The sequence below is a fragment of the Ralstonia sp. PBBBR1 genome (assembly GCF_002256165.1).
GTDB classification, from domain to species: Bacteria; Pseudomonadota; Gammaproteobacteria; order Burkholderiales; family Burkholderiaceae; genus Ralstonia; species Ralstonia thomasii.
Genome location: NZ_NKIL01000007.1, coordinates 396,097 through 415,294, shown reverse-complemented (window position 1 = coordinate 415,294; position 19,198 = coordinate 396,097). Strand labels below are relative to the sequence as shown.

At 65.9% G+C, this 19,198-nt stretch carries 19 protein-coding genes; 7 read left to right on the top strand and 12 right to left on the bottom strand.

Translation table 11 applies throughout. The features are described 5' to 3' along the window. Window positions 1-85 precede the first annotated feature (85 nt). Window positions 86-1,069 (top strand): D-erythronate dehydrogenase, encoded by a 984-nt coding sequence (denD, locus tag CFE42_RS15385; protein WP_004628219.1) that lies wholly within the window; start codon window positions 86-88, stop codon window positions 1,067-1,069. Here denD and CFE42_RS15380 read toward each other — a convergent pair. Together CFE42_RS15380 and CFE42_RS15375 are read right to left on the bottom strand one after the other, a co-directional pair. Next, window positions 1,066-1,710 carry a response regulator transcription factor gene (locus CFE42_RS15380; protein ID WP_004628220.1) on the bottom strand — a complete coding sequence of 215 codons (645 nt, stop codon included), beginning with the start codon at window positions 1,708-1,710 and terminating at the stop codon, window positions 1,066-1,068. The two genes, denD and CFE42_RS15380, sit on opposite strands and share 4 nt — an antisense overlap. After that, the gene (locus CFE42_RS15375) at window positions 1,707-3,146 is read right to left on the bottom strand and encodes a cache domain-containing protein (RefSeq protein ID WP_004628221.1); all 1,440 of its coding nucleotides are present in this window, start codon (window positions 3,144-3,146) and stop codon (window positions 1,707-1,709) included. The genes CFE42_RS15380 and CFE42_RS15375 overlap by 4 nt, the downstream gene beginning before the upstream one ends. 226 nt (window positions 3,147-3,372) lie before the next feature. Here CFE42_RS15375 and CFE42_RS15370 point away from each other — a divergent pair, with 226 nt between their 5' ends. Together CFE42_RS15370 and CFE42_RS15365 are read left to right on the top strand one after the other, a co-directional pair. Further along, entirely contained in the window at window positions 3,373-5,427 is a 2,055-nt protein-coding gene (locus CFE42_RS15370) for a carbon starvation CstA family protein (protein ID WP_004628222.1), read from the top strand. An 8-nt stretch (window positions 5,428-5,435) separates the two neighbouring features. Continuing rightward, window positions 5,436-5,630, top strand: coding sequence for a YbdD/YjiX family protein (locus tag CFE42_RS15365; protein ID WP_004628224.1), 195 nt, complete (start codon window positions 5,436-5,438; stop codon window positions 5,628-5,630). A 76-nt stretch (window positions 5,631-5,706) separates the two neighbouring features. On the opposite strand, the gene CFE42_RS15360 is transcribed toward CFE42_RS15365, so the two are convergent. From CFE42_RS15360 to gabT, 5 genes are all read right to left on the bottom strand, one after another. Further along, window positions 5,707-6,453, bottom strand: a complete 747-nt coding sequence (locus CFE42_RS15360; protein ID WP_004628225.1) for a tetratricopeptide repeat protein — start codon at window positions 6,451-6,453, stop codon at window positions 5,707-5,709. 101 nt (window positions 6,454-6,554) lie between these two features. Beyond that, window positions 6,555-7,190 carry a methionine biosynthesis protein MetW gene (metW, locus tag CFE42_RS15355; RefSeq protein WP_004628226.1) on the bottom strand — a complete coding sequence of 212 codons (636 nt, stop codon included), beginning with the start codon at window positions 7,188-7,190 and terminating at the stop codon, window positions 6,555-6,557. Then, window positions 7,187-8,401 (bottom strand): homoserine O-acetyltransferase, encoded by a 1,215-nt coding sequence (locus CFE42_RS15350; RefSeq protein WP_004628227.1) that lies wholly within the window; start codon window positions 8,399-8,401, stop codon window positions 7,187-7,189. The genes metW and CFE42_RS15350 overlap by 4 nt, the downstream gene beginning before the upstream one ends. A gap of 278 nt (window positions 8,402-8,679) precedes the next feature. Next, complete coding sequence (locus CFE42_RS15345) at window positions 8,680-10,182, bottom strand: NAD-dependent succinate-semialdehyde dehydrogenase (RefSeq protein WP_004628230.1); 1,503 nt, start codon at window positions 10,180-10,182, stop codon at window positions 8,680-8,682. A 4-nt stretch (window positions 10,183-10,186) separates the two neighbouring features. Then, complete coding sequence (gabT, locus tag CFE42_RS15340) at window positions 10,187-11,467, bottom strand: 4-aminobutyrate--2-oxoglutarate transaminase (protein WP_004628231.1); 1,281 nt, start codon at window positions 11,465-11,467, stop codon at window positions 10,187-10,189. A gap of 153 nt (window positions 11,468-11,620) precedes the next feature. On the opposite strand from gabT, the gene CFE42_RS15335 reads away from it, so the two are divergent. Continuing rightward, window positions 11,621-13,135, top strand: a complete 1,515-nt coding sequence (locus CFE42_RS15335; protein ID WP_004628232.1) for a PLP-dependent aminotransferase family protein — start codon at window positions 11,621-11,623, stop codon at window positions 13,133-13,135. Between the two features lie 62 nt (window positions 13,136-13,197). Here CFE42_RS15335 and slmA read toward each other — a convergent pair whose 3' ends face one another. Genes slmA through argB form a run of 3 tightly spaced genes read right to left on the bottom strand, consistent with a single transcriptional unit; the run spans window position 13,198 to window position 15,677 of the window. Continuing rightward, entirely contained in the window at window positions 13,198-13,848 is a 651-nt protein-coding gene (gene slmA, locus CFE42_RS15330) for a nucleoid occlusion factor SlmA (RefSeq protein WP_004628236.1), read from the bottom strand. Window positions 13,849-13,893: 45 nt separating this feature from the next. Then, complete coding sequence (locus tag CFE42_RS15325) at window positions 13,894-14,751, bottom strand: pyrimidine 5'-nucleotidase (protein ID WP_004628237.1); 858 nt, start codon at window positions 14,749-14,751, stop codon at window positions 13,894-13,896. Further along, window positions 14,751-15,677 carry an acetylglutamate kinase gene (gene argB / locus CFE42_RS15320; protein WP_004628239.1) on the bottom strand — a complete coding sequence of 309 codons (927 nt, stop codon included), beginning with the start codon at window positions 15,675-15,677 and terminating at the stop codon, window positions 14,751-14,753. The genes CFE42_RS15325 and argB overlap by 1 nt, the downstream gene beginning before the upstream one ends. A 175-nt stretch (window positions 15,678-15,852) precedes the next feature. On the opposite strand from argB, the gene CFE42_RS15315 reads away from it, so the two are divergent. Beyond that, entirely contained in the window at window positions 15,853-16,446 is a 594-nt protein-coding gene (locus CFE42_RS15315; protein WP_004628241.1) for a sigma-70 family RNA polymerase sigma factor, read from the top strand. 34 nt (window positions 16,447-16,480) lie between these two features. After that, complete coding sequence (locus tag CFE42_RS15310) at window positions 16,481-16,693, top strand: zf-HC2 domain-containing protein (RefSeq protein ID WP_004628245.1); 213 nt, start codon at window positions 16,481-16,483, stop codon at window positions 16,691-16,693. A 216-nt stretch (window positions 16,694-16,909) separates the two neighbouring features. On the opposite strand, the gene CFE42_RS15305 is transcribed toward CFE42_RS15310, so the two are convergent. Together CFE42_RS15305 and CFE42_RS15300 are read right to left on the bottom strand one after the other, a co-directional pair. Continuing rightward, on the bottom strand, window positions 16,910-17,131 hold the full coding sequence (locus CFE42_RS15305; protein WP_004628246.1) for a hypothetical protein: 222 nt from the start codon (window positions 17,129-17,131) through the stop codon (window positions 16,910-16,912). A gap of 46 nt (window positions 17,132-17,177) precedes the next feature. Continuing rightward, on the bottom strand, window positions 17,178-17,672 hold the full coding sequence (locus tag CFE42_RS15300) for a copper chaperone PCu(A)C (protein ID WP_004628248.1): 495 nt from the start codon (window positions 17,670-17,672) through the stop codon (window positions 17,178-17,180). Between the two features lie 141 nt (window positions 17,673-17,813). Between CFE42_RS15300 and CFE42_RS15295 the strand changes: the two genes are divergently transcribed. Beyond that, the gene (locus tag CFE42_RS15295; protein WP_004628250.1) at window positions 17,814-19,160 is read left to right on the top strand and encodes an ATP-binding protein; all 1,347 of its coding nucleotides are present in this window, start codon (window positions 17,814-17,816) and stop codon (window positions 19,158-19,160) included. Window positions 19,161-19,198: the final 38 nt, after the last annotated feature.

Below are 19,198 nucleotides of genomic sequence, written 5' to 3'. Positions count from 1 at the left end.
AGTTGAGTCGTAGCGCTTCATCCCTGTTTACCCTAGGCATCGATCAAAACGCCCGGCGGCTTACGTCAGGCAAGAAGGAGACACCATGAATATCGTCATCACCGGCGGCGCCGGTTTCCTGGGCCAGCGCGTGCTGGCGGCACTGCTTCAGCAACCGGGCCTGCCGGCTGCGGACGGCTCGGTGCAGCCCGTTGAGACCTTCATCGTGCTGGACCAGGTGGCCGGTCAGATTGCCGATGCGCGCGTGCGCTACGTGACCGGCGATGCCTCCGACCCCGCCCTCATCGCGCAGGTGATCGACGAAAATGTGGGCGGCGTGTTCCACCTGGCCGCCGTGGTGAGCGGCACCGCCGAGGCCGACTTCGACCTCGGCATGCGCGTGAACCTGGACGGCACGCGCGCATTGCTCGATGCGCTGCGCGCGCAGCACGCCAAGACCGGCCGTGCGCCGCGCGTGCTGTTCGCCAGCTCCGTGGCAGTGTTCGGTGGCCAACTGCCGGCCGTTGTCACCGACGACACGGCGGCCACGCCGCAGGCCTCGTATGGCGTGCAGAAGCTCATGGGCGAATTCCTGGTCGGCGAGTATTCGCGCAAGGGCTACATCGACGGCCGCGCCGTGCGCATCCCCACGGTGTCGGTGCGCCCGGGCAAACCGAACGGCGCGGCCTCGAGCTTTGCCAGCGGCATCATCCGCGAGCCGTTGTCAGGCGAGGAAGCCATCTGCCCGGTGGAAGCCGAGACTGAGCTGTGGCTCGCCTCCCCGCGCCAGGTCGTGGCCTCGCTGCTGCACGCGTACACGCTGCCGGCCTCGGCATGGGGCCATCGCCGCTCACTGAATCTGCCGGGCATTACGGTGCGCGTGGGCGAGATGGTGGAAGCGTTGCGCAAGGTGGCGGGCGATGCGCCGGTCTCGCGCATCCGCTGGGAGCCGGACGCGCGCATCAAGGCCATCGTGCAAAGCTGGCCGGCGCGCTTCGATACCGCGCGCGCCGATGCGCTGGGCTTTGGCCGCGACACCTCGTTCGAGGCGATGGTGCGCGATTACGTGGACAGCGCGAAGGGCGCCTAACGGCCCTTGCCCAGCTCCACCGCAAACTTCACCAGTTCTGCCTGCCCCTCGATGCCGAGTTTGCGCTTGAGGTTCAGGCGGTGCGATTCCACCGTACGCACGGACAAGCCCAGCTCGTCGGCGATGCGCTTGTTGGCATAACCCTTGGCGATGCCCTCGAGAATGTCGCGCTCGCGCGGCGTGAGCGCCTCGACCGGTGTAGGCATGACAGCCTGCTCCGCCATGCGCATCGCCAGCTGCGCGCTGTAGAACGGCCGGCCGGCCAGCACGGCGTCGATGGCTTCGACCAGTTCGCTGGCGGGCGCGTCCTTGAGCACGTAGCCACGCGCGCCGGCGCGAATCACCTGCCGCACGTACTCCAGGTTGTCGTGCATCGACAGCACCAGCACGGCAATCTCGGGAAATTCCTCGGCAAACTTCTCGGTGAGCGCAATGCCGTTCATGCCGCGCATGCCGATGTCCATCAGCGCCAGATCGGGTGACAGTGTGCGCGCGGCCTGCAGGGCGGCATCCGCGTCACCGGCTTCACCCACCACTTCGAAATGCGGCACGGCTTCCAGCCGCACGCGCACGCCATCGCGCACTAGCGGGTGATCGTCGACGAGGAGCAGTTTGACGGGCGTGGGTGGTCGCATGTTCATACGAGTGGAGAAGAGGGGGCCGAAGCCAGTTGGGCGATGACGACATGCGGCAGCACGGCGCACACCTCGGTGCCGTGCGGGCCGGAGGCGATCGCACAGGTGCCGCCCAGCGCGGCCATGCGCTCACGCATGTTGCGCAGGCCGATGCCGTGCTGTGGGTCCACCTGCACGGATTCCACGTCGAAGCCGGGGCCGTTGTCGCGAACGGACAAGCGCACGGCATCGATATCGTTTTCAAGCAGCACGCCGATGCGCGTGGCTTGCGTGGCATGGCGCTCGATGTTCGAGACGGCCTCTTGCGCAATGCGGAACAGCGCGGTGTTGCACGCATCCGGCAATTGCACCGGCGGGCCGACAAGTTCAAGCGCAATCGCAGACCCCGGCTGGCTGTCTTCATGTGCCTCGCGCGTTTCGCGCACGAGCAGCTCCAGTGCGGCAGCCAGGCCGAGATCATCCAGCAGCGCAGGGCGCAGGTTGTGCGACACGCGCCGCACCTCGCCCAGCGCGCCGTTCAACCGGTCGAGCGCCCGGCGCAGCATGCTGCCCGCCCGTTCGATCGACGTCGGCGATGCCGCTGACGCTTCGAGATGGCCATGCGCGGTTTCCAGCAGCAGCTTGGTCGAGACGAGCACCTGGCTGATGCCGTCGTGCAACTCGCGCGAGACACGCGCACGTTCGTCTTCCTGCGACTTCACCACCTGCTGCGCGAGCTGGCGCAGCTTGGCATCGGCCTGGCGGTGGTCGCTCACGTTCAGCGCCAGCCCGCTGCCGGCCACCAGCAGGATGCTGATCGCGGCGATGCCGACCACCCAGGCCAATGTCTGGTCGATGTTGGCTTGCGCGCGCCGGTCGATCTCACGCAAGGTTTGTTCGATGTCGTCCAGGTACAGGCCGGTGCCCACCATCCAGCCCCACTGTGGAATCGGTTCGACATAACCGAGCTTGGGCACGCTCTGGTGCGTCGATGGCTTGTCCCACATGTAGCGCACGAAACCGCCGCCGGCCTGGGCGGCAGCCACCAGTTTCTGGATGGTCGGCTGGCCGCCGGAGTCCGTCAGGTCCCACAAGTCGCGCCCGACAAGTTCGGGCTGGCGCGGGTGCATGAGGTTGCGGCCGCGCAAGTCGTAGAGGAAGAAGTAGCCATCGGTGCCGAAGTCGAGGCGGGCGAGCGTGCGCATCGCTTCGTCGCGCGTGGCTTCGTCCCGGGCCGGGTCGCCACTTTGGCCGGACGCAAGCAACGGCGCGATGGCACTCTGCGCAAGCTTGACGTAAGACCGCAGCTCGGTCTCCTTGGCCTGCAGGTACGCCGATTCCACCAACTGTCGTTCGTGCCGCGCCAGTGCAATCGACTGGTGCCGCACGGTCAGCATGATCGCCAGCATGGCGATGGTCAGCGGCGCGACGGCGAGCAGCAGGATCTTCTGGCGGAGCTTCATGGCAAAACGCGGCGTACGTTGCGGCATCGCAAGGTGGCGCCGCGGTCTCGGTCGGGTGTGGCCCCTGCGTAGAACTACGGACCTGTGCTGCGTAGTCCTCCGCTTGTGGCGCGGGGCGAGGCTGGCAAATACTACACGCCCCTGTCACGGGGCAGGACTTACCGCAGGGATGAACCCACATCCCGCGTTCAGCAAATAGCTTCGACCAAGGTTCGAGGAGATCGACATGAGCTTCGTCAGGCAACACCTGATCTGGCTGGTCGTCGCCATTCTTGGCGCATCTGCCTTTGCCACCGTTGCGCTTGCGCGCGGCGAGGCAGTCAGTGCGCTATGGGTGGTGGTGGCCGCCGTATGCATCTACCTGATCGCGTATCGCTACTACAGCCGCTTCATTGCCGACAAGGTGCTCGGCCTGGACGGCACCCGCAAGACGCCCGCCTGGCGTTACAACGACGGGCTCGATTACGTTCCCACCAACAAGCACGTGCTGTTCGGGCACCACTTCGCGGCCATTGCCGGGGCAGGCCCGCTCGTGGGCCCCGTGCTGGCCGCGCAGATGGGCTATCTGCCCGGCATGCTCTGGATTCTGGCCGGCGTGGTGTTTGCCGGCGCGGTGCAGGATTTCATCGTGCTGTTCATCTCCAGCCGCCGCGACGGCCGCTCGCTGGGCGACCTCGTGAAGAGCGAGATGGGCACCGTGCCCGGCGTGATCGCGCTGTTTGGCGCGTTCCTCATCATGATCATCATCCTGGCCGTGCTGGCGCTGATCGTGGTGAAGGCGCTGGTCGGCTCGCCGTGGGGCACCTTCACGGTGGCCGCCACGATCCCCATCGCGCTGTTCATGGGCGTGTACGTGCGCTACGTCCGCCCGGGCCGCATCGGCGAGATCTCCATCATCGGCTTCGTGCTGCTGATGCTGGCCATCATCGGCGGTCAGGCGGTGCACGAAAATGCCGCGCTGGCGCCGCTGTTCACGTTCGACGGCAAGGCCCTCACGTGGATGCTGATCGGCTACGGCTTTGTCGCCTCGGTGCTGCCGGTGTGGCTGCTGTTGGCCCCGCGTGATTACCTGTCGACGTTCCTGAAGATCGGCACGATCATGGCGCTGGCCATCGGCATCCTGATCGTCGCGCCGCAGATGCAGATGCCTTCGCTCACGCAGTTTGCTGGCGGCGGCGGCCCGGTGTGGTCGGGCAACATGTTCCCGTTCCTGTTCATCACCATTGCGTGCGGCGCGGTGTCGGGCTTCCACTCGCTCATCGCGTCGGGCACCACGCCCAAGTTACTGGAGAACGAACGCCAAGCACGCTTCATCGGCTACGGCGCGATGCTGATGGAATCGTTCGTCGCCATCATGGCGCTGGTGGCCGCTTCGGTCATCGACCCGGGCGTGTACTTCGCGATGAACAGCCCTGCGGCGCTGGTGGGCGCGACGCCCGATACGGTGGCACACACGCTGTCCACCTGGGGCTTCGTCATCACCCCTGACGTGCTGATCCAGACCGCCAAGGACGTCGGCGAAAACACCATCCTCGCCCGTGCGGGCGGCGCCCCGACGCTGGCTGTGGGCATGGCGCACATCCTGCACCAGGTGGTGGGCGGCCAGGCCATGATGGCCTTCTGGTACCACTTTGCGATTCTGTTCGAGGCGCTGTTCATCCTGACCGCCGTGGACGCAGGCACGCGCGCCGGGCGCTTCATGCTGCAGGATCTGCTGGGCACGTTTGTGCCGGTACTCAAGCGCACGGATTCGCTCGTCGCCAACCTCATTGCCACGGCCGCGACCGTCGCCCTGTGGGGCTACTTCCTGTACCAGGGCGTGGTCGATCCGCTGGGCGGCATCAACACGCTGTGGCCGCTCTTTGGCATCTCCAACCAGATGCTGGCCGCGATTGCGCTGACGCTCGGCACCTGCGTGCTGGTCAAGATGAAACGCGACCGCTACGTGTGGGTGACGCTGCTGCCGACCCTCTGGCTGCTGCTCTGCACGCTCACCGCCGGCTGGCAGAAGCTGTTCGATCCGGACCCGAAGATCGGCTTCCTGGCGCACGCCAACAAGTACGCCAGCGCGATTGCCGAAGGTAAGCTGCTGGCCCCCGCCAAGTCGATGGCGCAGATGCAGCAGGTGGTGCTGAACGACCGCATTGACGCGTTCCTGTGCGGCCTGTTCATTCTCGTGGTGGTCAGCATCGCGTGGTATGGCCTGCGCACGGTGCTCAAGGCGCGCGCCGCGAGCCGCCCGACCGCCAACGAAACGCCGTACGAAGCGCTGGGCGCGTGAGCACGGGCATGCGCGAAGAACTCGAAAACTTCGGCCGCTACCTGGGCCAGACGCTGCGCCTGATGGTCGGCGTGCCAGACTACGACACCTACGTGCGGCACATGCAGGAGACGCACCCCGGCCAGGCCGTCATGACGTACGAAGACTTCTTCCGCGAACGCCAGGACGCGCGCTACGCCGGACGCGTCGGCCGCTGCTGTTGATGACCGGTTGAACGCGCTCCCAAACAAAAAACCGCCGGTGCATGCAGCCATGCCCGGCGGTTTTTTCTTGCGTGCCCTACATGGACCGACGTGCCGCTGTGGGCGGATCGCCGTGCTTGGCCCGATAGGTTTTCTCCACCAGTTCACGCAGCTTGCCGAGCGCGCCCACATCGCCTTGGGCGGCCGCCCTGCCATACCACTTCTTGGCCTGCTCGATATCCTGCGGCACGACACCAGGCTCGCCGCGCTCGTAATAGCTGCCGACGATGTACTGCGATGGCGCATCGCCCCCTTCGGCCGCCTTCTTGTACCAACTGAATGCGCGCCCGTAGTCGCGTGGCACACCGCGCCCGGTGAAGTAATCGGTGGCCAGCGCACGCTGCGCCTCGACATGCCCGCCGGCGGCGGCACGCTCGTACCACTTGTTGGCTTCTTCCAGCGAGCGCGGTACCAGTTCGCCGCGTTCAAACAATTCGCCGTAGGCAAACTGCGCGTGGGTCATCTGGTTGTCGGCGGCACGGCGCAGCCATTTGACCGCTTCGTCGGGCCGGGCGACGGCGCCTTCGCCGCGCATCAGCATCATCGCGTAGTTGAATTGCGCGAGCCGGTTGCCGCGCTGGGCTGCCTCGGCAAATTCATCGAAGGCGTGGCCGAAATCGTTCTTCTCATAGTGCGCGATGGCGATCTGGGTGAGGGCGTCGGCGTCGCCTCGCACAGCTTGCGGCGAGGTTGCGGCAAGTGCAAAAGGCGCCGCCATCCCCATCGCAATCACCAACACCGTCTGCAGCATGCGCGGACTACTGCGCCTGGTCTGTCTGCTCATCGCACGCTCCTCACCGGAAGAGGGTCCAGTGTAGCGCGCCACTGTGCTGCGTGTGGGCGCGCACAAACCAGCACACGGCAAGTCCATCGATGCCCGGGCAATCAGCCGGCGCGCACCCGGTACACCGCTACGCTGCCACGCCAGTTGGCGCCCCAGCGCACCACGTTGCCTTCGTGCAGCACCACACGGTCGAGAATCACCAGCCCCACCTTGGGCGCCAGCGCTTCAAAATCGCGGATGGTCAGCACACGCACGTTGGGCGTGTTGTACCACTCGTACGGCAGCGACTTGGACACCGGCATGCGCCCGCGAAAAATCGAGAGCCGATGCGGCCAGTAGCCGAAGTTCGGAAACGACACGATGCACTCGCGCCCCACGCGCAGCATCTCGCGCAGCACCTGCGCCGTGTTGTGGATGGTCTGCAGCGTTTGCGAAAGGATGACCGTATCGAAGCTCTTGTCCTCGAACAGCGCCAGCCCGCCTTCCATGTTCTGCTGGATCACGTGCACGCCCTTTTGCGTGGAGGCCAGCACGCCCGCATCGTCGATCTCGATGCCGTAGGCCAGCACGTCGAGCTCATCCTGCAGCACGCGCAACAGGCTGCCGTCGCCGCAACCGAGGTCGAGCACGGTCGAGCGCGGCTCGATCCAGCGAGCGATGGCACGAAAATCCGCCCGGTCCGCCAGGATGTTCGGCACCGCCGACGGTGCCGCGGGGTTCAGCGTTTGCGTTGTCATGCGCCGATCTCCTGGGCGATGCGTTCGTAATAGGCGCGGACCAGCGCGTGGTAGCGCGCGTCTTCCAACAGGAAAGCGTCGTGACCGTGCGGCGCGTCGATCTCGCCGTAGGTGACGGGATGCTTGTTGTCGAGCAGCGCCTTGACCAGTTCGCGACTGCGCGCAGGGGCGAATCGCCAGTCGGTCATGAAGCTGACGACGAGGTAACTCGCCTTGGTGTGCGCAACGGCATTGGTCAGGCTGCCGCCGTAGGCCAGTGCGGGGTCGAAGTAATCGAGCGCGCGCGTGATCAGCAGATACGTGTTCGCATCGAAGTACTCGGCAAACTTGTCGCCCTGATAACGCAGGTAGCTCTCGACCTGGAACTCGACGTCGAACGAGAAACGGATGTCATCCGCCTTCAGCTCGCGGCCGAATTTCGCGGCCATGTCTTCGTCCGACAGATACGTGATGTGGCCGATCATCCGGGCCACGCGCAGACCGCGCTTGGGCTTGACGTTGTGCGCGTAGTAATCGCCGCCGTGGAAATCGGGGTCGGACAGGATCGCGCTGCGCGCCACCTCGTTGAAGGCGATGTTCTGCGCCGACAGCTTGGGGGTGGACGCCACCACGACGCAATGCCGCAGCCGGTCCGGATACATCAGGCTCCAGGCCAGCGCCTGCATGCCGCCGAGGCTGCCGCCCATCACCGCCGCAAACTGCTCGATGCCGAAACGATCGGCCACGCGCGCCTGGGCGTTCACCCAGTCTTCCACCGTCACCACAGGGAAGCGCGCGCCATAGGGCAGGCCGGTTTCCGGATGCGGGCTCATGGGGCCCGTCGAGCCGAAACAAGACCCAAGGTTGTTCACCCCGATGACGAAGAAGCGGTTGGTGTCGACCGGCTTGCCGGGGCCGACCATGTTGTCCCACCAGCCGACTTCGCCCTCGGCGTGCACGCCCGCCACGTGGTGCGAAGCGTTGAGTGCGTGGCAGATGAGCACGGCGTTGGAACGGTCGGCATTGAGCGTGCCGTAGGTTTCGACCATCAGGTCGTAGCCGCTGATCTGCGAGCCGTTGCGCAGTTGCAGCGGCTCGGCAAAGTGCATGCGCTCGGGCACGACCAGGCCGATGGCGTTGGCCGGCTTGCCCTGGTGTGCCGCCGGAGAGGAGGTATCGGCCTGCGCCGCATCGGCTGCGGTGACCGCGGGGTCAGCCTGGATGTCTGTCATGGCACCAAAGAAAAAACCCGACCGGCAACGCTGTTCACGCAACCAATCGGGTTCTCATGTGGCGCACGGAGGGCGCTTACTTTCACCACCCCGCTCTGACCGAACCTCTTTAGCCGCATTTGTAATGAGAGCCCAGCGCCACATCCGTGGATGTCTGAACTCCCGCGCGCCCGCAAGCCAGTCGTCAAATCGGCGCGCCAGAGGAGAGTGATTATAGAGCAAGCGGCGGCAGACGCATCACTGCTGCGTGATGCGTCCAATCTTCTGTCATACGCCGGTCAGAGGCCGGCCATGTTGATGTACTTGATCTCCAGGTACTCGTCGATGCCGTATTTGGAGCCTTCGCGGCCCAGACCCGATTGCTTGACGCCGCCAAACGGCGCTTCGGCCGTCGAGATCAGGCCCGTATTGACGCCGACCATGCCCGACTCCAGCGCATCCGAAACGCGCCACGCCCGGCCCAGATCGCGCGTGTAGAAATACGCAGCGAGACCGAACTCGGTGTCGTTGGCAGCGGCCACGGCTTCGTCTTCCGTGTCGAAGGGGATGAGCGCCGCCAGCGGGCCGAACGTTTCTTCATGCGCGACCAGCATGCCCGGCTTCGCATCGACCACGACGGTCGGCTCGAAAAACGCGCCGCCCTGCGCCGACAGGGCATGCGGCTTGCCGCCCACCAGCACGCGGGCGCCCTGGCGTACGGCGTCGTCCAGATGCTGCTGCACCTTGTCCATCGCGCGCATGTGGATCAGCGGCCCCTGCTGCACTCCGGGCTCCGTACCGTTGCCGACGCGCAGCGCACGCACGGCGTCGGCCAGCTTGGCGGCAAACGTGTCGTAGATGCCGCGCTGCACATAGAAGCGGTTCGCACAGACACAGGTCTGGCCCGCATTACGGTACTTGGCGATCATCGCGCCTTCCACCGCTGCATCGACGTCGGCATCGTCGAACACGATGAACGGCGCATTGCCGCCCAGTTCGAGCGACAGCTTTTTGATGTCGTCGGCGCACTGGCGCATCAACAGGCGGCCAACCGCAGTGGAACCCGTGAAGCTGAGCTTGCGCACGATCGGGTTGGACGTCAGCTCGCCACCAATCGCCTGCGAATCGCCCGTGACGATGGACAGCAGGCCCGCCGGCACGCCAGCACGCACTGCCAGCTCGGCAAACGCCAGCGCAGAGTAGGGCGTTTCCAGCGCGGGCTTGACCACCATCGAACAGCCGGCTGCCAGCGCCGGGCCGACCTTGCGCGTCATCATCGCGATGGGGAAATTCCACGGCGTGATGGCCGCGCTCACGCCAATCGGCTCCTTCTGCACGACGATGCGGCGATCGCCCTGCGGCGAGGGAATCGTGTCGCCGTAAATGCGGCGCGCCTCTTCCGCAAACCATTCGATGAACGAGGCGGCGTAGGCAATTTCACCGGCGGCTTCCGGCAGCGGCTTGCCTTGCTCGGCCGTGAGGATGGCGGCGAGATCGTGCTGATGCTCCATCATCAGATCGGCCAGCTTGCGCAGGATCTTCGCGCGATCGCGCGCGCTGACCTTGCGCCAGACGCGCTGCGCGGCCTGTGCGGCATCGATGGCGCGGCGCGTTTCGGCGGCGCCCATGCCGGGCACAGTGCCGATGTTGCGGCCGGTGGCCGGGTCGGTCACGTCACGTGTGGCGCCGTCATCGGCATCGGCCCAGGTGCCGGCGACGAACGCTTGCGTGCGCCACAGGCCGGGGTCTTTCAGTGCGATCGGCGGCGTAACCGGCGCGCTCGGCAAGTCGGTGCGGGTCATGGTGTCAGCCCTCCAGTGCGCGTTGCAGGATGGCAAGGCCCTCTTCGAATACCGCGTCTTCAATCGTGAGCGGGAACAGGAAGCGGATCACGTTGCCGTACACACCGCACGACAGCAAAAGCAGGCCGGCTTCGAGCGCCCGTTGCTGCACGAGCTTGGTGAAGTCGGCGTCGGGCTTGCCGTCCGGCGTGTTGAATTCGACAGCAACCATCGCGCCCACGCCGCGCACTTCTGCAATGCGCGGCTGGCGGGCTTTGACAGCGTTCAGTGCGTCGACAAGGCGCGCACCCAGTGCGGCGGAACGCTCGCAGAGCTTCTCGTCGGCAATGATGTCGAGCACCGCGTGTGCGGACGCCACCGCCAGCGGGTTGCCGGCGTAGGTGCCGCCGAGCCCGCCCGGAGCAGGCGCGTCCATGATCTCTGCGCGGCCCGTGACGGCCGACAGCGGCAGGCCGCCGGCCAAGCCCTTGGCCATCGTCGTGATGTCGGGCAGCACGCCGGTGTGCTCCATGGCAAACAGCTTGCCGGTGCGGGCAAAGCCGGTTTGCACTTCGTCGGCGATCATCACGATGCCATGCTCGTCGCACAGCGCCCGGATGGCGCGCACAAAGTCGGCGGGCATCTGATAGAAGCCGCCCTCGCCCTGCACAGGCTCGAAGATGACGGCCGCTACTTGGCGCGGATCGATATCCGCCTTGAACAGACGCTGGATGGCATCCAGCGCATCCTGCGTGCTCACGCCATGCAGCGCGACCGGCGCGGGCACGTGGTAGATGCTGCCCGGGAACGGCCCGAAGCCCGTCTTGTACGGCACCACCTTGCCCGTCAGCGACATGCCCATGAACGTGCGACCGTGGAAGGCACCCGTGAGTGCGATCACACCGGGGCGGCCCGTGTGCGCCCGTGCGATCTTGATGGCGTTTTCCACTGCCTCTGCGCCGGTGGTGAAGAACGCGGTCTTCTTGGCGTGCGTGCCGGGCGTGATCGTGTTCAGGCGCTCGGCCAATTCGACGTACGAGCCGTACGGCACGATCTGGAAAGCGGTATGCGTGAAGTGATCCAGCTGTTCGCGCACGGCCTGCACCAGACGCGGGTGGCGATGGCCCGTGTTGACCACGGCAATGCCGGCCGCGAAGTCGACGTAGCGTCGGCCTTCCACGTCCCAGAACAGGGCGTTCTCGGCGCGCTCGGCGTAGCGATCGGTCATCACACCGACACCGCGCGGCGTAGCGGCGAGGCGGCGGGCATTCCATTGGGCGTTCTGTTGCGGGTCTCGGGCGTTCATGGCGGTCGTGTGCGTTGGGTCAAGAAAGAGGTGATGCGAGCCAGTGTGGCCTCATTGGCTCTGTACAATAAGACCCAATCAGGATTTTCTTTTGGAACCACTTTGGCTCCATCGCACACCATGGCAGACCACTCACCCACACACCGCGCCAGTATGCTGGTCGACTACCTGCAACGCCGCTTCGACCGTGCAGAGCCGGGGGGCGAGCCCGACCACCGCCGCCTGTATCGCGTGTTGCAAGAGGGCATCCTGCGCGACGAGCTGCAGCCGGGCACGCGCCTGCCGTCGTCGCGGCAGCTGGCCACGGAGTTGGGCATCGCGCGCAACACAGTCATCCACGTCTATGAACAACTCGGCGTGGAAGGCTATGTTTCGGCGGGCGTAGGCAGCGGCACCTTCGTCGCCGATACCGCGCCGGACCGGCTGGACGCGGCGCCTGCACCGGCCGCAGCCGTGGCCGCAGTGGCAGCAGCGCCGATAGCCGAGGCGGCCGCCCCGTCCGCGCCGATCCTTTCCACGCGCGGCCGTGCCCTGGTGCGCGATGCAGGCGCCAGTTCGCGCCAATGGGGCGCGTTCATGCCGGGCGTACCGGAGGTGCGGATGTTTCCGGCGCGCATCTGGTCGCGCTTGCACAACCGGCTGCTGCGCAAGCCGTCGCCCGCACTGCTGACGTATCCCGTGGGCGCGGGCTACCTGCCGCTGCGCACCGCGCTGGCCGATTACCTGCGCACCGCGCGTGGCGTGCGCTGCGAGCCCGAGCAGATCATCATCACAGCCGGCATCCATCCGTCGCTCCAGCTCATCGCCCAACTGCTGTGCGACGCCGGCGACAGCGCGTGGATCGAAGACCCGGGCTACTGGGGCGTGCGCAGCGTGCTCACCGCTGCGGGCGTGCGCACGGTGCCGCTGCCGGTGGACGACGAAGGCATGCGCTTCGACCTCCCCACGCGCGGGCGCCAGCGCAGCAAGCCGCCGAAGCTCATGGTGGTCTCGCCCTCGCACCAATATCCGCTCGGCTCGGTGATGAGCCTGGCGCGACGCCGCGCGCTGCTGGCCACCGCGCAGGCAACCGATGCGTGGATCGTCGAAGACGACTATGACAGCGAATTCCGCTACGGCAGCCGCCCGCTGCCTTCATTGCAAGGACTGGATGAGGGTGGGCGCGTGCTTTACATGGGCACGTTCTCGAAAGTGCTGTTCCCCAGCTTGCGGATTGGCTATCTGGTCGTGCCGCCGGCGCTGGCCGATGCGTTTGCGACGGGGCTGTCAGAGATGTTCCGCGGCGGCCAGATTCTCACGCAGGCCGTGCTGGCGGACTTCATTGCGGAGGGCCATTTCGTCTCCCACATCCGGCGCATGCGCGGTGTGTATGCGGAACGGCGCGAAACGCTGCTGGCTTCCATCGCCCACGAGTTTGGCGACGCACTGCCCGTGCATGACGGTGCGTCGGGCCTGCATCTCGTGCTGGGCTTGCCGGCCAGCACCAACGATGTGGCCGTTGCCGACCTGGCGCTCGCCAATGACGTCGTCACTCGCCCCCTCTCACGGTATTACCAGGACGATGCGCGTCGCCTGCCTGGGCTGCTGCTTGGCTATGGCCATGTGGAGACGGAGCAGATTGCGGCGCGCTTTCATACGTTGGCGGAGGCGGTACGCACCATCGGCTGACCCACGCGGCACACAACAAGAAAGCCCCGCATCGCGGGGCTTTTGCTTGGGGGGAAGCCCACTCAGGCCAACAGCACCCGCAACTGCGCGTCCGCGCCTTCCACCGGAGACTTCCGGAAACCGCTCTTGGCATACCGATGCCAACGCCCGAGCACCGCACACACGAGCAGGTTGGCGCGCGAAGCGATGTCGGTATCTGCCGGCCAGGCACCCTGCGTGACCGCCATGCGCAGGCTCTGCTTGAGCGATGCTTCGATGCGATCCAGGCACTGCGCCATGCGCTCGGGCAGGCGCTCGTCTTCGCCGACCAGCGCATCGCCCACCAGCACGCGTGTCATGCCCGGGTTCTTGTCGGCAAACGACAGCAGCATGTGCGCGATGGCATGCGCCTGGCGCAGGCCGTGTTCTTCACGCAGCGTGATCTGATTGATGAGGCCAAAGACGGTCTGCTCGATGAATTCGATCAACCCTTCGAACATCTGCGCCTTGCTGGCGAAGTGGCGGTACAGCGCCGCCTCGGATACGTCCAGCCGTGCCGCCAAGCCAGCGGTTGTGATCTTTTCACCACGCGGATGCTCGAGCATGCCGGCGAGCGTCTGCAGAATCTGCACACGGCGCTCGCCCGGGCGGGGGCGTTTGCGTACCGGCGGTGCTGCTATGGCGACGTCCGCGACCGGCTCGGCGGTCGGAAACTCCGTTTGCGCGTTGCTCATGACTTCCTGGCCCCTCTCCCGTTGCGAGCGCGGAGTTACCACTGCCTAGCCGCGTCGAACAAGCCTTCGTTTTAGTTGAAGCACCGATTTTACTTTCACGCTCACATAGCCGGGCCGGTTGGCGAACAAAATCGGTGTGGCGGCCGGTTGATGTGGTGAATTTGCACGCGCGCCCACGGCTGCCGCTTGCATTGGATGCAATGCATCGGCAGCGGAGGTCGGCTGGACGCCCGGCGGCACGCGCCGCAGATAGCCCGTCACCCAGACCGTGCCGATCCCCAGGCGTCGATAGCGTTTGAGGTGAGAAAGCGTGTCTTCGACGAGGATGGCGCGTGATGGCGCAATGCGTTCGCGTGCAAGCAGCCGGCGAAGCATCAGCGGATCGGGTTTCGGGCGCAGGCGCCGGTGCACCCACATGTGTTCGACGGCGATTTCGCGCAGGAATGCGCGTTTCAGGCCAATGAGGCGCAACACCTCGCGCGCGTAGGCGACGGGCGCGTTGGTCAGCAGAATCTTGCGCCCGGGCAGGGCGCGCAGCAGTTGGGCGAGGCCGCGTTCGGCGCGCACCATGGCGCGCAGGTCATCAAAGCGGTGGGCCTCGGCCAGGAAATCATCGGGGTCGACGCCGTGATGGCGCACCATGCCGAGAATCGTGGCGCCATAGCGGCGCCAATAGTCCACGCGCACTTGGCTGGCGGTGGCGTCGTCCGTGCCGAGCACGCGGGCCACGTATGCCGTCATCAGCCGGTTGATCTGTGGAAAGATCGCGTGCGATGCGTGGTGAAGGGTGTTGTCGAGGTCAAACAGCCAGACCGGCTGCCGGGCGGGCGCGGAGCCCGCAGGCACCTCGCGCGGGAAGGTGCGCGCAGCATGGCGCACCCGCACCGCCCGGGTGGTTCGCATCAGTGCGAGCGGATCATCGTGCCGAACGCCTGTTCGGTCAGGATTTCCAGCAGCAGCGAGTGCTCGATGCGGCCATCGACGATGTGCACCGAATTCACGCCGCTCTTGGCGGCATCCAGCGCCGACGAAATCTTCGGCAGCATGCCGCCCGAGATCGTGCCGTCGGCAAACAGCTCGTCGATCTCCCGCGCCGACAGGTCGGTCAGCAGGTTGCCCTGCTTGTCCATCACGCCGGGAATGTTGGTCATCATGACAAGCTTCTCGGCCTTCAGGATCTCGGCCATCTTGCCGGCGACCACGTCGGCATTGATGTTGTAGGCCTGGCCTTCGTCAGAGAAACCGATGGGCGAAATGACCGGAATGAACGCGTCGTCCTGCAGCGCCTTGACCACGGCCGGGTTGATCGTCTCGATGTCGCCCACGAAACCGATGTCGATAAACTCGCCCGGCTTCTCCCGGTCCGGCATCTTCAGCTTCTTGGCGCGGATCAGACCGCCGTCCTTACCGGTCAGGCCGACTGCCTGGCCGCCGTATTGGTTGATCAGCATGACGATGTCCTGCTGGACTTCGCCGCCGAGCACCCACTCGACCACTTCCATGGTCTCTTCGTCGGTCACGCGCATGCCCTGGATGAAGGCGCCTTGCTTGCCGACCTTCTTCAGGGCTTCGTCAATTTGCGGGCCACCGCCGTGCACCACCACCGGGTTCATGCCGACCAGCTTGAGCAGGATCACGTCGCGCGCGAAGCTGTGCTTGAGCTTTTCTTCCGTCATGGCGTTGCCACCGTATTTGATGACGATGGTCTTGCCGTGGAACTTGCGAATGTAAGGCAGGGCCTGCGCAAGAATCTCAGCCTTCACCGGCGGCGCGATATGCGCGAGTTCGGGGTCGAGGCCAGCAGGGTCGGGGGCAGCAGAAGCGGTCATGACGGTGACATCCGGTTGGGCAGGTATGATGGAACGCCGAATGTCGCCTGCAACACAAAAAAACGAAGCAGCCCATTTTCGGCAGGCGCGATTTTACAAGAAAAGGCGCTACGGTCTGGTGGCGCACCTTGCGTGCCCGCCATACCGTTGCCACGAAAGAACACCCTGGGGAATCATGGCCATCGCACCCGACCAACTCGACGCGCTGCGCCCTCATCTGCTGCGCTTTGCGCAACTGCAATTGCGCGACACCGCCCTGGCTGAAGATACGGTGGCCGACACCATCCTGGCGGTGCTCGAACATCCCGAGCGCTTTGCCGGCAACGCCTCGCTCAAGACTTACGTCATCGGCATCCTTAAACACAAGATCATCGATGCGATCCGCTCGGGGCGGCGCGAAGTGCGCGTCTCGCTGCTTGCGGGGGGTGAATCCGACGAGGCCGGCATGCGTTCGGACGAGGCGGTCTTCGACAGTCTGTTCGCCGCCGACGGCCACTACACGAGCCCACCGTCCGACTGGGGCGACCCCGATGCCGCGCTGTCACGGCGCGAGTTTTTCGACGTGCTGCAAATGTGCGTCGATCGCCTGCCGCCGCGCGTTGGGCGCGTCTTCATGATGCGTGAGTGGCTGGAGCTGGAAACCGACGAAATCTGTCAGGAATTGCAGATCACGGCGACCAATGCCTGGGCACTGCTCTACCGTGCCCGCATGCGCCTGCGCGAGTGCCTTGACCTGCACTGGTTCGGCAACCAGCCGGCCGCCGCCTGAACCGCATCGCTATCGCACCACCGAGAAAGACCACATGCCAAACCGTTGGGGAATGCTCACCTGCAAGGAAGCGCACCGCGTGCTGGTGAGCGCAATGGACCGCGACCTGCGCACCGGCGAACGCCTGCGCTTGCGCGTGCATCTGTTCGCGTGCGATGCCTGCACGCGGTTCTCACACCAGATGGGATTGCTGCGCCAGGCGATGCACAAGCTCGGGCAAGACGACGACGGGAGCAGCCAAGGGTGACCCCGTCCGCCGCCAACACCGTATGCGCGGTCTGCGGCGCGCAGATGCGCTGCGGAGCGATCGGCGACGGTAAGCAGCCCGACGCGACATGCTGGTGCACGACAGAAGGAATGCTACCTGCCAGCGCGCGGCGCCCGGGACAGGGCTGCCGCTGCCAGCGTTGCCTGCGCGAAGCGATTGCGCAGGCAAAGGCAGCGTCTGAATCCTGCTGACCGATCAGTCTTTGTCTTTGTTGTCGTCGTCCAGCGTGCGCAGTGCACGGCGGACGTCGGCCCGCCCGCGCTGGCGTTCAGCGTGGCCGCCTTCGGTGTGGGCCCCGGCCCTGCGGCCGCGGGTGAGCGGAACGAGAAAATTGCGCGGGCGCGCAGTACCGGCCTTCGTTGAAGGCTCGATGCGGAAGGTCAGTTTCTGGCGAGTGCCCAATGTCTTGTTAGCCATCGGAATGCTTCCTTACGTGGCTTGAAGCGACACTCGCCGCAAGCCATCAATGCTTGTGTTCGCCACCGTGGTTCATGGCGGGCATGTTGCCGGCGGTCAGGTCGCGCACGCGGGCCTCGACCTTCTGCTCGACGACGCGCTTGTCGGCCAGCTCCACCTTCAGCGTGAGCGGCACGGTGGCGTCCTTGGCCAGCGGCTGCTTCAGGTCCATGAGCATCACGTGGTAGCCACCCGGCTTGAGTTGCACCGTCTGGCCCTTCGGCAGCTCCAGCGACGGGACGGCGCGCATGCGCATAACATTGCCTTCCATCTTCATCTCGTGGATCTCGGCCGTGCCCGCAACGGGCGTCGTCACACCCACCACCTTGGCGCCGTCCGCCGATTGCAGCGTCATGAACGCGCCGCTGGCCGTCTGGCCCGGCACCGTGCCGCGCACCCAGGCGTCTTGCACCGTGACCTGTGCGAAAGCGGCGGCGCTGGCGAGCAGGCCAGCAGTGAGCACAGCCAGGCAAACGGAAGAACGGTTCGATCGGGACATCATCAGGGCTCCTGTCGGGGACAAACGTGCAGCGCATTAAAGCACAGCGCCTGCGGGGAGATAGGTTGGGTGCACAATTGTGCGGCCGATTGACGCATCGCCGCACGGAGAACCGCGCGGTGCGCACGTTTACACTTGTCCACCATGCTTTCCACCCTGTCTCTTGCCGCCCCGCTGCTGGACGCATCCAGTCTACGCCGCCTCTTCTGGCTGCGATGGAGCCTGCTGGCCACCCAACTGGTCCTGATGCTGCTCGCGCCGCTGGTATTTGGCGTGCAACTGCCGGTGGTGCCGCTGCTGAGCGTGATGGGCCTGCACGCGCTGTTCAACCTGCTGACCGGGTGGCGGGTGCGGCGCAACCGGCCCGTGCAGCATATCGAGATCACCGTTCAGCTACTGGTGGACCTGACCGCGCTGTCCGCCCTGTTGTATTTCACCGGCGGCGCGACCAACCCGTTCGTCTCGTTCTATCTGCCGGCGCTGGCGATCGCGGCGGCCATGCTGCCGCTCGCTCATGTGGTGGGCCTGACGCTGTACGCGCTGGCCGCCTACAGCATGATGCTCGGCAACTACATCCCGCTGAAGCTGGCGAACCCGGCAGATGCGTTGGCGTATCACCTGGCAGGCATGTGGATCGATTTCGTGGCAAGCAGCGCGATGATCGCCGGCTTTACGGCGCGCCTGTCGGCCGCACTGCGCGAGAGTGAGGCGCAGCTCACCGAAGCGCGCGAGCGGCTGCTGCGCGAGCAACGCATCGAAGCCTTGATGTCGCAAGGCGCTAGCGTGGCGCACGAGATGGGCACGCCGCTGTCTACCGTGGCCGTCATCACCGGCGAGCTGCAGCACGACGCGAAGCAGCCCGATTCACCGCTCGGCCCGTACCGTGAAGACTTGCGCGCCATCGAACAGCAACTCGAACTGTGCCGCGCCGCACTGGCGCGCCTGCAGCGCAAGCCCAACGACGGCGCACCCGAGCCGCTCGGCCAATGGCTACCGGATTTCACACAGACTTGGCAGCTGCGGCATCCGGACATCCGCCTCCACACGGAGACGTCGCCTGCGGCACAAGCGGTGGAGCTCGATGCGGTGAACGTCGGCCAGATCCTCACGATCCTGCTGGACAACGCCGCCCGCAGCCAGCATCACGCTGGACGCGACCTGGTACCGCTGCTGCTGACCGCCAAGATCGACGCCAATCCGGACGTGCTCCGCGATATGCCGCCGCAGATCGTGCTGTCCATCGTCGATACGGGGTTGGGCTTGCCGGAAGACCTGAGGACCTCGCTCGGCCGCACGCCGGTGCCAAGCCGGCATGGCGGTCACGGCATCGGGCTGTACCTGGCCTCCACCACCGCGCGCCGCCTGGGTGGTACCGTGGTGCTACGCCCGAATCCGCCGCAAGGCGCCATTGCCGAACTCCGCCTGCCGGTTGGCGGTCCGATGGAATACGCCGCCGCCCCCATCATTGGCGCGCCCACCCTCTTCACATAACGAGACGGCCTGACGCAGCCCCGTGCACGTACGGCCCC

Bases quoted from the DNA above. Each gene is read 5' to 3' on its own strand.
- denD (WP_004628219.1), top strand. From the start codon at position 86: ATGAATATCGTCATCACCGGCGGCGCCGGTTTCCTGGGCCAGCGCGTG.
- CFE42_RS15380 (WP_004628220.1), bottom strand. From the start codon at position 1,710: ATGAACATGCGACCACCCACGCCCGTCAAACTGCTCCTCGTCGACGAT.
- CFE42_RS15375 (WP_004628221.1), bottom strand. From the start codon at position 3,146: ATGAAGCTCCGCCAGAAGATCCTGCTGCTCGCCGTCGCGCCGCTGACC.
- CFE42_RS15370 (WP_004628222.1), top strand. From the start codon at position 3,373: ATGAGCTTCGTCAGGCAACACCTGATCTGGCTGGTCGTCGCCATTCTT.
- CFE42_RS15365 (WP_004628224.1), top strand. From the start codon at position 5,436: ATGCGCGAAGAACTCGAAAACTTCGGCCGCTACCTGGGCCAGACGCTG.
- CFE42_RS15360 (WP_004628225.1), bottom strand. From the start codon at position 6,453: ATGAGCAGACAGACCAGGCGCAGTAGTCCGCGCATGCTGCAGACGGTG.
- metW (WP_004628226.1), bottom strand. From the start codon at position 7,190: ATGACAACGCAAACGCTGAACCCCGCGGCACCGTCGGCGGTGCCGAAC.
- CFE42_RS15350 (WP_004628227.1), bottom strand. From the start codon at position 8,401: ATGACAGACATCCAGGCTGACCCCGCGGTCACCGCAGCCGATGCGGCG.
- CFE42_RS15345 (WP_004628230.1), bottom strand. From the start codon at position 10,182: ATGACCCGCACCGACTTGCCGAGCGCGCCGGTTACGCCGCCGATCGCA.
- gabT (WP_004628231.1), bottom strand. From the start codon at position 11,467: ATGAACGCCCGAGACCCGCAACAGAACGCCCAATGGAATGCCCGCCGC.
- CFE42_RS15335 (WP_004628232.1), top strand. From the start codon at position 11,621: ATGCTGGTCGACTACCTGCAACGCCGCTTCGACCGTGCAGAGCCGGGG.
- slmA (WP_004628236.1), bottom strand. From the start codon at position 13,848: ATGAGCAACGCGCAAACGGAGTTTCCGACCGCCGAGCCGGTCGCGGAC.
- CFE42_RS15325 (WP_004628237.1), bottom strand. From the start codon at position 14,751: ATGCGAACCACCCGGGCGGTGCGGGTGCGCCATGCTGCGCGCACCTTC.
- argB (WP_004628239.1), bottom strand. From the start codon at position 15,677: ATGACCGCTTCTGCTGCCCCCGACCCTGCTGGCCTCGACCCCGAACTC.
- CFE42_RS15315 (WP_004628241.1), top strand. From the start codon at position 15,853: ATGGCCATCGCACCCGACCAACTCGACGCGCTGCGCCCTCATCTGCTG.
- CFE42_RS15310 (WP_004628245.1), top strand. From the start codon at position 16,481: ATGCCAAACCGTTGGGGAATGCTCACCTGCAAGGAAGCGCACCGCGTG.
- CFE42_RS15305 (WP_004628246.1), bottom strand. From the start codon at position 17,131: ATGGCTAACAAGACATTGGGCACTCGCCAGAAACTGACCTTCCGCATC.
- CFE42_RS15300 (WP_004628248.1), bottom strand. From the start codon at position 17,672: ATGATGTCCCGATCGAACCGTTCTTCCGTTTGCCTGGCTGTGCTCACT.
- CFE42_RS15295 (WP_004628250.1), top strand. From the start codon at position 17,814: ATGCTTTCCACCCTGTCTCTTGCCGCCCCGCTGCTGGACGCATCCAGT.